This is a genomic window from Pseudomonas sp. LAP_36, assembly GCF_019456785.1.
GTDB lineage: Bacteria > Pseudomonadota > Gammaproteobacteria > Pseudomonadales > Pseudomonadaceae > Aquipseudomonas > Aquipseudomonas tritici.
Map to the genome: position 1 here is coordinate 311832 of NZ_JAHZMS010000004.1, position 14472 is coordinate 326303.

A 14472-nucleotide genomic window follows, 5' to 3' on the forward strand; every position below is an offset into this window, starting at 1 on the left:
AAATCTCCTAGGTTCGAATCAAGTGGCCGCTGGCCGCGAGTAACTGACCGTCCAATAATGCACCCTGGTCGCCAAGAATCAACCGACCTTCGGCAAACCAGCGAACGGCCAGCGGGTAAATCCTGTGTTCCTGGGTGTGAACCCGTTGCGCAAGGCTCTGCGCCGAGTCGTCAGACTCTACCGGAACCACTGCCTGTACGACCAGAGGCCCGCCATCGAGTTCCTCGGTGACGAAGTGCACGCTGCAGCCATGCTCGCTGTCGCCGGCGTCTAGCGCACGCTGGTGCGTGTGCATGCCTTTGTACTTGGGCAGCAGGGAAGGGTGGATATTCAGCAGGCGCCCTTCGTAATGCCGTACGAAATCAGCGCTGAGGATGCGCATGAAGCCGGCCAGTACCACGAGTTTGGGGTTGAAGGCGTCAATCAGTTCGATCAAGGCGTTATCAAAGGCCTCGCGACCTTCAAAAGCCTTGTGATCCAAGGAGCGGGTGTCGATACCCGCGTCCCTGGCGCGTTGCAGGCCGTAGGCGTCGCTGCGGTTGGAGATCACCGCAGCGATGCGCACCGGGCTGTCGCCGGTGCGCGTGCTGTCGATCAGGGCCTGCAAGTTACTGCCGGTGCCGGAAAGCAGCACCACGACATCACAGGTCTGAGGCATCAGTGAGCCTTGAGGTTCTTCAGTTCAACCTGTGCCGCGCCTTCTGGGGCGGTGGCGATCTGGCCGATGACCCAAGGCTGCTCGCCGGCTTCACGCAGCACGTTCAGCGCGGTTTCAACGTGCTCTTGGGCCACGCAGATGACCATGCCCACGCCGCAGTTCAGCACGCGGTGCATTTCGGTTTCATCGACGTTGCCTTTCTCTTGCAGCCAGTCGAAGACCGCAGGACGCTGCCAGCTGGCCACGTCGACGATCGCCTGGGCGCCTTTTGGCAGGACGCGCGGGATGTTATCCAGCAAACCGCCGCCAGTGATGTGGGCCATGGCTTTGACTGCGCCAGTGTCCTTGATCAGCTTGAGCAGAGGCTTGACGTAGATGCGCGTCGGGGCCATCAGCAGGTCGGTCAGCGGCTTGCCGTCGAGCTGGATGTTCTCGATGTCGGCGCCGGACACTTCGATGATCTTGCGGATCAGCGAGTAGCCGTTGGAGTGCGGGCCGGAGGATGGCAGGGCCAGCAGGGCATCACCGGCAGCCACTTTGGAGCCGTCGATGATTTCGGCTTTTTCTACAACGCCGACGCAGAAGCCGGCCAAGTCGTAGTCTTCGCCTTCGTACATGCCTGGCATTTCAGCGGTTTCGCCGCCAACCAGGGAGCAACCCGACAGTTCGCAGCCAGCGCCGATGCCGGTCACCACCTGGGTCGCGGTTTCGACATTGAGCTTGCCGGTCGCGTAGTAGTCCAGGAAGAACAACGGCTCAGCGCCGCACACCACCAGGTCGTTGACGCACATGGCAACCAGGTCGATGCCGATGCTGTCGTGCTTGTTCAGGTTCAGCGCCAGGCGCAGCTTGGTGCCCACGCCGTCGGTGCCGGAAACCAGTACAGGCTGCTTGTAGCCGGCCGGGATTTCGCAGAGGGCGCCAAAACCGCCCAGGCCGCCCATGACTTCGGGGCGCGCAGTGCGCTTGGCGACGCTCTTGATGCGTTCGACCAATGCTTCACCGGCGTCGATGTCTACACCGGCGTCCTTGTAGCTCAGGGAGGGTTGCTTGCTCATGATCCAGGCCTTTAGGGGGGATTCAGGGGTAACGACCGAGCGGGCAGGCGCTTTTGGTAAAAGGCCCAGCCGTTGACGGTCTGCGAAGGCGCGCGATTTTATCAGGCTTGAGGGGCAGCGGCCATCCTCGGGCCGACGGGCAGGGCCATATAGGTCAAAAAAGCGGGTTAAAAAAATGCTAATCGACTCTGCTTTGGCACGTATTAAGGTATAGCCTTTAACCCGCTATCGTTATGACAGTACAAAAACTGCCATGACCCGGTGAATGTTTTACCGGTGGCTGTGGTCACAGCCTTGCCAAACCGAGTTCACGCGGTCTGTTGCAGCCGCTAAATTTGTCGTTCGGGAATCTTCCATGCGTCTGTGTAACTTCTTCTTTGTAGGCTGCTTGTCGTTGGTCAGCCTGGCGAGTCATGCCGAAACACTCAATGGCCTTTATCAAGTACTTGAGCCTGTCAGCAGCCAGTCCCCGCAAGAGCGCGACCAGGCTACCCAGCGTGCCGTGCAAACCCTGGTGATCCGCCTGACCGGTGATGCCAAGGCCGCCGAAGGCCCGGGCCTGGCGGCGATTCGCAAGGATCCGCAACAAATCATCACGCAATATGGGTACGACGCTGGTCCGCCGGAAAGCCTGCAAGTGGATTTTGATCCGGTCAGCACTGACCGCGCCTTGCGCGATGCGGGCCTGTCGATCTGGGGCAGCAATCGCCCCTCGATCCTCTGTTGGTGGTTGAACGACTCTACTGAAGGCAGCAGCCTGGTAGGCGACGGCCAAACCGTCGCCCAGGCGCTGCGCCGCGCTGCGCAACACCGTGGCCTGCCGTTGCGTCTGCCGCTGGGGGACCTGGATGAGCAGGTGGTCGCCACCGCGCCGAACTTGGAAAGTGCCGATGCCACACCGTTGCGCGCCGCCTCCGAGCGTTACGGCGCCGACGCCCTGCTGGCCGTGCATGCGCGCCAGGAAGGCAGCCAATGGCAGGCCAAATGGCGCCTGTGGCTGGGCGACAAGAACGAGCAGGGCACTGCGCAAGGCGCCGACACTGCTGCCGTGGCCGATGCGGTGATGCTGGCGGTCAGCCAGAAATTGGCGCCGCGTTTTGCGGTTAAGCCTGGCGTGAGCACCGAGCAATTGCTGGAAGTGCAAGGCATGACCCTTGAGCGCTACGCCGCGCTGGGTCATCTGCTTGAGCCCTTTGGCGGCCAGCCCCAACGGGTGGATGGCAATCGCATCGTGTACCGCGTCAACGGCAGTGCCGATCAGTTACGTACCCAGCTAAGCCTGGCCAAGTTGCAGGAGATTCCTGCCGGTGAGGCACCGGTCCAACAGCCTGTAACAGATGGCGCTCAGCCTGCAATCGCACCTGAACCTCAAGCACAGCTGCGTTTTCGTTGGTAGCAGTTTTCTTCTTTATATAGATGGAGTGGTTTATGGCGGATACGCGTCGTTGGGTGTGGCTTGGCGGGATTGTCCTGCTGTGCGTCTTTGTGTTCCTGCTGCATTCGATCCTGACGCCGTTCCTGGTTGCGTTGCTGCTGGCGTATCTGTTCGATCCCGTCGTGGATCGCCTGGAAAAGGCTGGCTTGTCGCGTACCCTGGGGGTAGTGGCAGTGTTTGCGCTGTTTACCTTGATCATCACGGCATTGGTATTGGTGCTGGTACCCATGCTGGCCAAGCAGCTGTATCGCTTGTATGAACTGGCGCCGCAGATGCTCGATTGGCTGCAACACACGGCAATGCCGTGGGCCCAGGCCAAGCTCGGGCTGTCGGACGGCTTCTGGAAGTTCGACAAGGTCAAGGCGGCGATCAGCGAACACATGGGCCAGACCACCGATATCGTCGGTGTCATCCTCAGCCAGGCAACTGCGTCCAGCCTGGCGCTGATCGGTTGGTTGACCAACCTGGTGCTGATCCCGGTCGTGGCGTTCTACCTGCTGCGCGACTGGGACATCATGATGGCCAAGATCCGCAGCCTGCTACCGCGCGATCGTGAGGAGCGCATTGTTTCCTTGGCAGGCGAGTGTCATGAGGTGTTGGGCGCGTTTGTGCGTGGCCAACTGCTGGTGATGCTGGCGCTGGGCATCATCTATGCTGGCGGCTTGATGGCGATCGGTCTGGAGCTGGGCTTGTTGATCGGCCTGATCGCCGGCCTGGCCGCTATCGTGCCGTACATGGGCTTTGTGATCGGTATCGGCGCGGCGCTGGTGGCCGGGCTGTTCCAGTTTGGCGGTGACCTGTACCCGATGCTGGGGATTGTTGCGGTGTTCATGGTCGGCCAGGCGCTGGAAGGCATGGTGCTCACGCCCTTGCTGGTGGGCGACCGGATTGGCCTGCACCCGGTGGCGGTGATCTTTGCAATCCTGGCGGGCGGTGAGCTGTTCGGGTTTACCGGCATCCTGCTGGCTCTGCCGGTGGCGGCGGTGATCATGGTGCTGGTGCGCCATATGCACGATCTGTACAAGGATTCGGATGTGTATACCGGCGTTGAAGACCCCGAGCTGTAACCGCTTCGTAACAAACCCGGCCAAGGCCGGGTTTGTTGTTTCTGGAGCGGCGGCGCCAAACAATCTGCACAAATCCAACAAGTTAACGCAAACCTTTGATTTTGCTTGCGGTCTGCTGCATTGTGCGCCCGGCGTCACGGGTATAAACTTTGCAAACTTTACACAGAGGCCACTAACGGTTCGTTTGGAGCCGTTCAGTCAGCATGAAACCGATTCAGCTGCCCTTGGGTGTGCGTCTGCGTGATGACGCCACCTTTATCAACTACTACCCAGGCGCCAATGCCGCTGCACTCGGCTATGTCGAGCGGCTCTGCGAAGCCGACGCCGGGTGGACCGAAAGCCTGATCTATCTGTGGGGCAAGCACGGCGTAGGGCGTACTCACCTGTTGCAGGCCGCGTGCCTGCGTTTCGAGCAGATGGGCGAGCCAGCGGTTTACCTGCCCCTGGCTGAGTTGATGGACCGTGGCATCGGCATCTTCGACCACCTCGAGCAATACGAGCTGGTGTGCCTGGACGATCTGCAAGCGATCGCCGGCAAGGCAGACTGGGAAGAGGCGCTGTTTCACCTGTTCAACCGCCTGCGTGACAGCGGTCGGCGTTTATTGATTGCCGCCTCGACTTCCCCACGTGAACTTCCGATCAAGCTGGCTGACCTCAAGTCGCGTCTGACCCTGGCGCTGATCTTCCAGATGCGCCCGCTGTCCGACGAGGACAAACTGCGCGCCTTGCAATTGCGCGCGTCGCGTCGCGGCCTGCATCTCACCGACGAGGTGGGGCATTTCATCCTTACCCGTGGCACACGCAGCATGAGCGCCTTATTCGATTTGCTCGAGCAACTCGATCAGGCTTCCTTGCAGGCTCAACGAAAATTGACGATCCCTTTCCTGAAAGAAACGTTGGGCTGGTAACCCATTGAATTGACGGGGTTCGGCAATTTTCAGGCGCCAGAAAACCTGCGTTTGAACCGTATTGGTCACGCATTTCAATCGATAAATGGAATTACGGCTTAGATGGCATAGTCCAATCCGGAAGTCACATAGACCACGATTGAATTTGCAAATCGATGTGATAGAAGGCATAGTCTCGGCTTCTTTACATACCAGCCACGGTCGTGCCCATGCTAAATCGCTTCGCACCCCTCGTGCCTCTCGCACTCGTTACCCTGTTGTTTGGTTGCGCCTCCCACCCTCAACAGGTGGCAGTACAGCAAAAACCACAGGTTCAAAACCAGGCCAAATTTGTTGCTGCACAGTCTGCTTCTGTTTACGAAGAAGAGCTGGCCACTGAAAAAGAACTGGCCGATTTCTCCGGCAGCAAGCCTTACCAGCTTCCAGTTCTCGCCGACAGCATCCTCGAACGCGGCATGTCCCTGATCGGTACCCGTTACCGTTTCGGCGGTACCTCCGAAGCCGGTTTCGACTGCAGCGGTTTCATCGGCTACCTGTTTCGTGAAGAAGCGGGCATGAACCTGCCACGCTCCACTCGCGAAATGATCAACGTGAATGCACCGTTGGTCGCGCGAAACAACCTCAAGCCCGGTGATCTGCTTTTCTTTAGTACGGCAGGTCGTGGTCGCGTCAGCCATGCCGGTATCTACTTGGGCGATAACCAGTTTATCCACTCCAGCAGCCGTCGCAGTGGCGGTGTTCGAGTCGACAACCTGGGTGATAGCTACTGGAGCAAAACCTTCATCGAAGCCAAGCGCGCACTCGCCATGGCCCCGACGACGGTTACCGCTAGCAAGTAAACTTAAAGTGATACTTGAAGTTTGACGTGTAAGCGCTAGAATCCCTGGACATTGTTGTAATCCGTTCGCGCGAGCTTTGCTTGCGCGTTCTGGTTTTCAGCGTTCGGCAGCGAAAAGCCGCATCCAGACCAGGATTGTTCTGCACATGTCGACCTCGGCCCGCCTGATTCTTATTGTTTGCGCCGCGCTGCTCAGCGCCTGTGCAAGCCGCCCACCGCCGCCCGCGCCTGTCGCGGTGAAGCCTAAGCCGGTGTTCAACTACTCCACCCAGAATTTCTCGCCTGCGGCTGAAGATGTGCTCTTCCGCGCGCTGGGCCTGGTCGGCACGCCTTATCGTTGGGGCGGCAACACGCCGGACTCCGGGTTTGATTGCAGCGGTTTGATTGGTTTTGTGTTTCGCGACGCTGCCGGCATCTCATTGCCGCGTACTACGCGTGAACTGATCGTAATGCGCGCCCAGGACGTCAGCGAGCAGAACCTGCAGACCGGCGACCTGCTGTTCTTCGCCACCGGTGGTGGTTCACAGGTCAGCCACGCCGGGATCTACGTGGGGGAAGGGCGCTTTGTGCACGCGCCGCAAACGGGCGGTACGGTGAAGCTGGATACCTTGTCCAAGGCGTATTGGCAGAATGCGTACCTGAGTGCCAAGCGTGTGTTGCCGGCGAATCTGGCGCGTAATCCCTAGCGGCAGCTACGAGCTGTCAGCTGCAAGAAGGCGCAATGCCTGCTTGCAGCTTCAAGCGTGAGGCTTGCTGCTCCGCTATCTAGCGGCCGACACCCGCCATACCTTATTCCCCACATCATCGGCCACCAGCAAATCCCCCTGCTGGTCAATCACCACGCCCACCGGGCGGCCCATGGCTTTCTCGTCCTTATCGAGGAACCCCGTCAGCACGTCCACCGGCGGCCCTTTAGGCTGCCCACCCTCGAACGGCACGAAGATCACCTTGTAGCCACTGTGCGGCTTGCGATTCCACGAACCATGCTGGCCGATAAACGCGCCGTTACTGAACTGCGCAGGGAGTTTGCTGCCCTCGGCAAACGTCAGCCCCAGGGATGCGGTGTGCGGGCCTACCGCGTAATCCGGCGCGATCGCCTTGGCCACCAAGTCCAAATTCTGCGGATTGACCCGCACATCCACATGCTGCCCGTAGTAGCTGAACGGCCAGCCATAGAAGCCGCCATCCTTGACCGAGGTGATGTAGTCCGGCACCAGGTCGCTGCCGATTTCGTCACGCTCGTTGACTGCCGTCCACAACTTACCGCTCTGCGGCTCCCACGCCATACCGTTCGGGTTGCGCAGGCCGGAGGCGAAGATGCGATGCTCGCCGCTGGCGCGATCGACTTCCCAGATCGCCGCCCGGCCTTCTTCCGCTTGCAGGCCGTTTTCACCGACGTTGCTATTGGAACCCACGCTCACGTACAGCTTGGTGCCGTCCTTGCTGGCCACCACGTTTTTCGTCCAGTGGTGGTTCAGAGGCCCGCCCGGCAGGTCGACGACGTTGGTGCCGGCTTGCTTGATCGCAGTGTCACCCGGTTGATAGGGGAAACGCAGCAGCTTGTCCGAGTCAGCGACGTACAGGTCGTTGCCGACCAGTGTCATGCCAAACGGCGAATTGAGATTCTCCAGGAATACCGTGCGCGTCTCCGCGACGCCGTCGTGGTCGGCGTCACGCAGTAGCGTGATGCGATTCGGGCTCGGCACCCCGGCGCCAGCGCGGCCCATGACTTTCTCCATGACCCAGCCACGAACGCCCTTGGAGTCATCCGGCTTGGGCGGCGCGTTGGTTTCCGCTACCAGCACATCGCCATTTGGTAGCACATACAGCCAGCGCGGATGGTCCAGGCCTTCGGCAAACGCCGCAACCTGGGTGCCGGCGGCGGCCGTTGGCTTCACGCCCTCGGGCCAACCGATGGCGGGGGCGATATTGACGATGGGGATCAGGGTTTTGTTCGGTTCCGGCAACTTGGGCGAAGGCCCGGTACCGTCGGAGACCTGGAGGGTGGAGCTTTCACCGCAGGCGGCGAGGGTGCCGGCGACCAGGATGAGTAGGGCAAGTCTTGTTTTATGCATGGTGTTCTCCTTAATACCTGTAAGGGTAGAGGAGGTCGGCGGTGCGATGGTTCAAGTGCACGGTCAGCTTTCATTGACGCTCCACCCCCAACCCACTAACCTTCGCGGCTTGTTCCAGGTGCTCTGTGACCAATGGGTCGACCGAGTGAAACAGGGAAGCCGGTGAGTGAGCGCACTTGTACACAGTGCTGCCGCGATTCCGGCGCTGCCCCCGCAACGGTAAATGAGTCAAGACGCTGCCTTTTGCCACTGTATCGCCAGCGATATGGGAAGGCGTAGCGTTGGCCTGCGCGCTCTCTATACGAGGGCAACGGCGCCACTCATGAGCCCGGAGACCGGCCTGTTACATCCAACAGCATCACGGTGGGCGATGCTTGGCTGTCTGTTTTTCTTTTTTCCTGCCCGCCGTTTTTGTCCAGCCCCAACGGAGAGCTGTCATGACCGATTCCCCCGACCGCGACGAACGCCACCTGGCGCGCATGCTGCGCAAAAAAGCCGTGATCGACGAACGCATTGCCAATTCCCCCAACGAGTGCGGCTTGCTGCTGGTGCTCACCGGCAACGGCAAAGGCAAGAGCAGCTCCGCGTTCGGCATGCTGGCCCGGGCCATGGGCCACGGCATGCAGTGCGGCGTGGTGCAGTTCATCAAGGGGCGTCACAGCACCGGTGAAGAGTTGTTCTTCCGCCGATTCCCCGAGCAAGTACGTTTCCACGTCATGGGCGAAGGCTTCACCTGGGAAACCCAGGATCGCCAACGTGACATCGCCGCGGCCGAAGCCGCCTGGGCTGTGTCCTGCGAACTGCTGCAAGACCCGAGCATCGGCATGGTCGTGCTGGATGAGCTGAACATCGCCCTCAAGCACGGCTACCTCGAACTGGACCAGGTGCTCAGTGACTTGCAGGCCCGCCCGCCGATGCAGCACGTGGTGGTCACCGGCCGTGGCGCCAAGCCTGAGTTGATCGAAATGGGTGACACCGTCACCGAAATGGGCATGCTCAAGCACGCGTTCCAGGCCGGTATCAAGGCACAGAAGGGCGTCGAACTTTGAATCAGCCCCGTCATTGCCCGGCCGTATTGATCGCCGCACCGGCGTCCGGCCAGGGCAAAACCACCGTCACCGCGGCGCTGGCCCGATTGCACCGCAACCTGGGTCGCAAGGTGCGCGTGTTCAAATGCGGCCCGGATTTCCTCGACCCGATGATCCACGAGCGCGCCAGCGGTGCGCCGGTGTATCAATTGGACATGTGGATGGTGGGCGAGCAGGAAAGTCGCCGCCTGCTGTGGGAAGCGGCGGGCGAGGCCGACTTGATCCTGATCGAAGGCGTGATGGGTTTGTTTGACGGCACCCCTTCCAGCGCCGACCTGGCGCGACACTTCGGCGTGCCGGTACTGGGCGTTATTGACGGCACGGCCATGGCCCAGACCTTTGGCGCCTTGGCCCTGGGCCTGGCGCGTTATCAGCCGGACTTGCCGTTCGCCGGGGTGCTGGCCAACCGCGTTGGCACGCTGCGTCATGCGCAATTGCTGGAAGGCAGCCTCACCGAAGGCCTGCGCTGGTACGGCGCGTTGTCCCGCGAGACCGGTATAGAGCTGCCTAGCCGTCACCTGGGCCTGGTGCAAGCCAGCGAACTGAATGACCTTGATGTGCGCCTTGACGCCGCCGCCCAAGCCTTGGGCAGCAGTTGCGAAGTGGCCTTGCCGCCGCCGGTGACCTTTGCTGCACCGGAAGTGATCGAGGCCGAGCCACTGCTCAAGGGCGTGTGTATTGCCGTGGCCCGCGACGAAGCCTTCGCTTTTACCTACGGCGCCAGTCTTGATCTGCTGCGGGCCATGGGCGCCGAGCTGAAGTTTTTCTCGCCCATTCACGATCGCGCATTGCCTGATGCCGACAGCCTCTACCTGCCCGGCGGTTACCCGGAACTGCACCACCAGGCGCTGTCGGAAAACACCCCAATGCTCGACGCGATCCGCGCTCACCATGCGGCCGGCAAACCCTTGCTCGCCGAATGCGGCGGCATGCTCTACCTGCTGGACTCGCTCACCGATGTCGACGGCACCCGCGCCGAACTGGTGGGCCTGTTGCAGGGCGATGCGGTGATGCAAAAGAAACTGGCGGCCCTGGCGCTGCAAAGCGTCGAGTTGCCGGAAGGCACACTGCGTGGTCACACCTATCACCATTCGCTGACCAGCACCGACTGGCAGCCGATTGCCAGGGGGTTGAGCCCCAATGGTGGGCGCGGGGCTGAGGCGGTTTACCGTCAGGGGCGGATGACGGCTTCTTACGTGCATTTTTATTTCCCGTCGAATCCAGCCGCTGTAGCCGCACTGTTTGCGCCAGACCGTGATGTCGCTATCGCAGGCAAGCCAGCTCCCACATCGACAGTGTTCACAGATCAAAATGTGGGAGGGGCGGTGCGACGATTCGACTTGCCCGCGAAGAGGCCATGACGGACAACGCCTTCCCCCAGGCCGACCGCGACGCCGTCTACCGCGCCATCGCCGAACGCCGTGACATGCGCCACTTCAGCGGCGGCGCTGTCGCCCCCGAATTGCTGCACCGTCTGCTCCAGGCCGCGCACCAGGCCCCCAGCGTCGGCCTGATGCAGCCCTGGCGCTTCATCCGCATCAGCGATCGCCAACTGCGTGGGCAGATTCAGCAGTTAGTAGAAGAGGAGCGCGTACGCACCGCCGAAGCCCTGGGCGAGCGCTCCGACGCGTTCATGAAGCTCAAGGTCGAAGGCATCCACGACTGCGCCGAAGTGCTGGTGGCGGCGCTGATGGATGACCGTGAGCGGCACATCTTCGGCCGTCGTACCTTGCCGGAAATGGACATGGCCTCGCTGGCCTGTGCCATCCAGAATCTGTGGCTGGCCGCGCGTGTCGAGGGTCTGGGCATGGGCTGGGTTTCGTTGTTCGAACCCCAGGCCCTGGCCGATCTGCTCGGTTTGCCGCCCGGCGCGAAACCCCTGGCCGTGTTGTGCCTGGGGCCGGTAACCGAGTTCTACCCGGCACCGATGTTGCAACTCGAAGGCTGGACCGAGCCTCGGCCGCTTAGTGACATGTTGTATGAGAATGTGTGGGGAGTGAGTCAATGAGTGTGGCCTTGCTGTGCGTCGCTGCAGTGGCGCTGGATGCGCTGCTGGGCGAACCCAGGCGCTGGCATCCGCTGGTGGCATTCGGCAATTTCGCCGGGCGCATCGAGCAACGTTTTAACTCCGGTGGCCGTGGCTGGCGCAGCCATGGCGTGACCGCTTGGTTTATCGCCGTAGTGCCGCTGACCCTGCTGGCCACGGCGTTGTCGTGGGCGCCGTATATCGGCTGGGTAGTGGAGATTCTGGCGCTGTATTGCGCCCTCGGCATGCGTAGCCTTGGCGAGCATGTGATCCCGGTGGCCCAGGCCCTGCGCAGCGATGACCTGGAGGCAGCCCGCAAGCGCGTCAGCTACTTGGTCAGCCGCCAGACCAGCGAACTGGACCGCACCGAAGTCGCCCGCGCCGCGACCGAATCGGTGCTGGAAAACGGCAGCGACGCAGTCTTCGCCGCGTTGTTCTGGTTTGTGGTGGCGGGCGTGCCGGGCGTGGTGCTTTATCGCCTGAGCAATACCCTCGACGCCATGTGGGGTTATCGCAACGAACGTTTTGAGCGCTTTGGTTGGGCCGCGGCAAAAATCGACGATGTGCTGAACTACATTCCGGCACGCTTGGTCGCCTTGACCTATGCCGTGCTCGGCAAGACCCGTCTGGCGCTCAAATGCTGGCGCACCCAAGGCCCGACCTGGGACAGCCCCAACGCCGGCCCGGTGATGGCTGCCGGTGCAGGCGCGCTGGGCGTTGAACTGGGCGGCGCGGCGATCTATCACGGTGAAGTGCACCAGCGCCCGCCGCTGGGCGAGGGCCCGGCGGCGGATGCGGACGCCATCGACCGGGGCTGGCAACTGGTGCAGCGCGGCGTATGGTTGTGGCTGCTGATCTTATGCGTCGGGGGGCAATTTTATGCTTGAGCACGGTGGCCGGCTGCGCAAGGCAGCGATTCAGTACGGAATTGCCGAAGCTGACTGGCTCGACCTGTCCAGCGGCCTGGCGCCCTGGCCCTGGGCGATCCCCGAGATCCCGCTGCGCGCCTGGGCGCGTCTGCCGGAAACCGATGACGGCCTGGAGCAGGCCGCCAGCGAGTATTACGGCGCAGCGCATCTGTTGCCAGTAGCTGGCTCCCAGGCGGCGATTCAGTTGCTGCCACGTCTGCGTCGCGCCGGCAAGGTCGGGGTATTGTCGCCGTGCTATGCCGAACACGCCGAAGCCTGGCGCCGTGCCGGTTACGTGGTGCGCGAAGTGCTGGAGCAGGAAGTCGACTTCTTTCTTGATGGCCTTGACGTGCTGGTGGTGGTCAACCCCAACAATCCCACCGGCCTGAGCCTGAACCCGCAACGCTTGTTGGACTGGCACTCGCGGCTGGCCCAGCGCGGCGGCTGGCTGGTGGTGGACGAAGCGTTCATGGACGTGACTCCGGAATTGAGCCTGGCGGGCCAGGCGCATCAGGTCGGCCTGATTGTGCTGCGCTCGTTCGGTAAATTCTTCGGCCTGGCCGGTGTGCGACTGGGCTTCGTACTGGCCGAACGCAAGCTGCTCAAGTTGCTGGCCGAGCAGGTTGGCCCTTGGGCGGTCAGCGGGCCGACGCGGGTACTGGGCCGAGTCTGCCTACGCGACACTGCCGGGCAGGCGCAGCAACGCGCGCGCTGCATCGAGGCGAGCCAGCGCTTGTTTACCGCGCTCGAGCGCCACGGCTTTCAACCTCAGGGCGGCTGCGCCTTGTTCCAGTGGCTGATCACGCCGCACGCCGAACGCATGCATGAATTCATGGCCCAGCGCGGCATCCTGCTGCGCCTGTTTGTCCATAACAGCAGCCTGCGTTTTGGCCTGCCGGATACCGACGCCGACTGGCAACGCCTGGACGAAGCCCTGGCCGCCTATAAGGACGCGACATGAGTACGTTGATGGTGCAAGGCACGACGTCCGACGCCGGCAAAAGCACCTTGGTGACGGCGCTGTGTCGCTGGTTGGTGCGCCAGGGCGTGCCAGTGGTGCCGTTCAAGCCACAGAACATGGCGCTCAACAGCGCCGTGACGGCCGAGGGCGGCGAGATCGGTCGTGCGCAAGCGGTGCAGGCCCAGGCGGCCAACCTGGCGCCGCACACCGATATGAACCCGGTGCTGCTCAAGCCCAACAGCGACACCGGTTCCCAAGTGATCATCCACGGCCGCGCTGTTACCAGCATGAACGCGGTGGCCTATCACGACTACAAAGCCATCGCGATGCAGGCGGTGCTGGCCTCCCACGCACGGTTGAGCCAAGCCTACCCCGTCGTGATGGTGGAAGGCGCTGGCTCCCCGGCGGAGATCAACCTGCGCGCCAATGACATCGCCAACATGGGCTTCGCCGAAGCAGTGGATTGCCCGGTGCTGCTGATCGCCGATATCAATCGCGGCGGGGTGTTTGCCCATCTGGTCGGCACCCTGGAACTGCTTTCGCCCAGCGAGCAGGCACGGGTCAAAGGCTTCATCATCAACCGATTTCGCGGCGACATTGCGTTGTTGCAACCGGGGCTGGACTGGCTGGAAGCGCGCACCGGCAAACCGGTGGTGGGCGTATTGCCTTACGTGATGGACCTGCATCTGGAAGCTGAGGACGGCATCGATCAGCGCCAAATCGATAAGGCTGCGCAGGTACTCAAGGTGGTGGTGCCGGTGCTGCCGCGCATCAGCAACCATACGGATTTCGACCCGTTGCGTTTGCATCCCCAGGTGGACTTGCAATTCATCGGGCCAGGCCAGCCGATCCCTGCTGCCGACCTGATTATCCTTCCAGGCTCGAAAAGCGTGCGCAGCGACCTGGCTTATCTGCGTGCCAACGGTTGGGACACCGCCGTGGCGCGGCACTTGCGCTACGGCGGCAAGGTGCTCGGCATTTGCGGCGGCTTGCAGATGCTCGGCGAGCAGGTGCATGACCCGTTGGGCCTGGAAGGGCTTGCGGGCTCCAGCGATGGCCTTGGGTTATTGGCGTTCAGCACCACCTTGGAAGAAGAGAAACAGCTGCGCAACGTACGCGGTCGCCTGTTACTGGAAGATGCCGACGTCAGCGGTTATGAGATCCATGCGGGCGTGACGTCTGGCGATGCCTTGTCGAACGCCGCTGTGCGCCTCGATGACGGCCGCAGTGATGGCGCGCAAAGTGCAGACGGGCAGATCCTCGGCACTTACCTGCATGGCTTGTTCGAAACCCCGGCCGCGTGCAGTGCGCTGCTGCGTTGGGCGGGGTTGCAGGATGTGCAGGAGGTCGACTACCACGCCTTGCGCGAGCGCGATATCGAGCGCCTGGCCGACTTGGTGGAAAACCACCTGGACACCGAGCTGTTACGCAAACTGTGCGGGATTTGATG

At 61.9% G+C, this 14472-nt stretch carries 14 protein-coding genes and 1 riboswitch; of the genes, 11 read left to right on the forward strand and 3 right to left on the reverse strand.

The annotated features are described in order from the left end of the window. Window positions 1-7: 7 nt before the first annotated feature. Both purN and purM read right to left on the reverse strand, forming a co-directional pair. Window positions 8-658 (reverse strand): phosphoribosylglycinamide formyltransferase, encoded by a 651-nt coding sequence (gene purN, locus JBO08_RS16180; RefSeq protein ID WP_065873793.1) that lies wholly within the window; start codon window positions 656-658, stop codon window positions 8-10. Continuing rightward, on the reverse strand, window positions 658-1716 hold the full coding sequence (purM, locus tag JBO08_RS16185; protein WP_065873792.1) for a phosphoribosylformylglycinamidine cyclo-ligase: 1059 nt from the start codon (window positions 1714-1716) through the stop codon (window positions 658-660). Before purM ends, purN begins: the two co-directional genes overlap by 1 nt. A 355-nt stretch (window positions 1717-2071) precedes the next feature. Here purM and JBO08_RS16190 point away from each other — a divergent pair, with 355 nt between their 5' ends. The 5 genes from JBO08_RS16190 to JBO08_RS16210 all read left to right on the forward strand — a co-directional run bounded on the left by JBO08_RS16190 (window position 2072) and on the right by JBO08_RS16210 (window position 6650). Further along, the gene (locus JBO08_RS16190) at window positions 2072-3112 is read left to right on the forward strand and encodes a DUF2066 domain-containing protein (protein WP_220074775.1); all 1041 of its coding nucleotides are present in this window, start codon (window positions 2072-2074) and stop codon (window positions 3110-3112) included. Between the two features lie 32 nt (window positions 3113-3144). Further along, window positions 3145-4218, forward strand: coding sequence for an AI-2E family transporter (locus tag JBO08_RS16195; RefSeq protein WP_065873790.1), 1074 nt, complete (start codon window positions 3145-3147; stop codon window positions 4216-4218). Window positions 4219-4421: 203 nt separating this feature from the next. Further along, window positions 4422-5126: a DnaA regulatory inactivator Hda gene (gene hda, locus JBO08_RS16200; RefSeq protein ID WP_025855817.1), complete on the forward strand. Its 705-nt coding sequence runs from the start codon at window positions 4422-4424 to the stop codon at window positions 5124-5126. A gap of 209 nt (window positions 5127-5335) precedes the next feature. After that, entirely contained in the window at window positions 5336-5965 is a 630-nt protein-coding gene (locus tag JBO08_RS16205; RefSeq protein WP_220074774.1) for a C40 family peptidase, read from the forward strand. Between the two features lie 145 nt (window positions 5966-6110). Further along, a complete protein-coding gene (locus JBO08_RS16210) occupies window positions 6111-6650 on the forward strand; it encodes a C40 family peptidase (protein WP_046036011.1) in 540 nt (179 codons plus the stop codon). Between the two features lie 75 nt (window positions 6651-6725). Here the strand turns inward: JBO08_RS16210 and JBO08_RS16215 are convergent, their stop codons facing one another. Then, complete coding sequence (locus tag JBO08_RS16215) at window positions 6726-8039, reverse strand: sorbosone dehydrogenase family protein (RefSeq protein WP_220074773.1); 1314 nt, start codon at window positions 8037-8039, stop codon at window positions 6726-6728. 99 nt (window positions 8040-8138) lie between these two features. Further along, window positions 8139-8398, forward strand: a riboswitch (cobalamin riboswitch). A gap of 78 nt (window positions 8399-8476) precedes the next feature. On the opposite strand from JBO08_RS16215, the gene cobO reads away from it, so the two are divergent. The 6 genes from cobO to JBO08_RS16245 are packed head-to-tail and all read left to right on the forward strand — an operon-like array spanning window position 8477 to window position 14470. Beyond that, on the forward strand, window positions 8477-9088 hold the full coding sequence (cobO, locus tag JBO08_RS16220) for a cob(I)yrinic acid a,c-diamide adenosyltransferase (RefSeq protein WP_065873787.1): 612 nt from the start codon (window positions 8477-8479) through the stop codon (window positions 9086-9088). Next, on the forward strand, window positions 9085-10488 hold the full coding sequence (locus JBO08_RS16225) for a cobyrinate a,c-diamide synthase (protein ID WP_065873786.1): 1404 nt from the start codon (window positions 9085-9087) through the stop codon (window positions 10486-10488). The genes cobO and JBO08_RS16225 overlap by 4 nt, the downstream gene beginning before the upstream one ends. Beyond that, the gene (gene bluB, locus JBO08_RS16230) at window positions 10485-11135 is read left to right on the forward strand and encodes a 5,6-dimethylbenzimidazole synthase (protein WP_065873785.1); all 651 of its coding nucleotides are present in this window, start codon (window positions 10485-10487) and stop codon (window positions 11133-11135) included. The genes JBO08_RS16225 and bluB overlap by 4 nt, the downstream gene beginning before the upstream one ends. Continuing rightward, complete coding sequence (cbiB, locus tag JBO08_RS16235; protein WP_065873784.1) at window positions 11132-12040, forward strand: adenosylcobinamide-phosphate synthase CbiB; 909 nt, start codon at window positions 11132-11134, stop codon at window positions 12038-12040. Before bluB ends, cbiB begins: the two co-directional genes overlap by 4 nt. Then, window positions 12033-13022 (forward strand): threonine-phosphate decarboxylase CobD, encoded by a 990-nt coding sequence (gene cobD / locus JBO08_RS16240; protein ID WP_065881191.1) that lies wholly within the window; start codon window positions 12033-12035, stop codon window positions 13020-13022. Before cbiB ends, cobD begins: the two co-directional genes overlap by 8 nt. After that, entirely contained in the window at window positions 13019-14470 is a 1452-nt protein-coding gene (locus JBO08_RS16245) for a cobyric acid synthase (protein WP_065873782.1), read from the forward strand. Before cobD ends, JBO08_RS16245 begins: the two co-directional genes overlap by 4 nt. Window positions 14471-14472 lie beyond the last annotated feature (2 nt).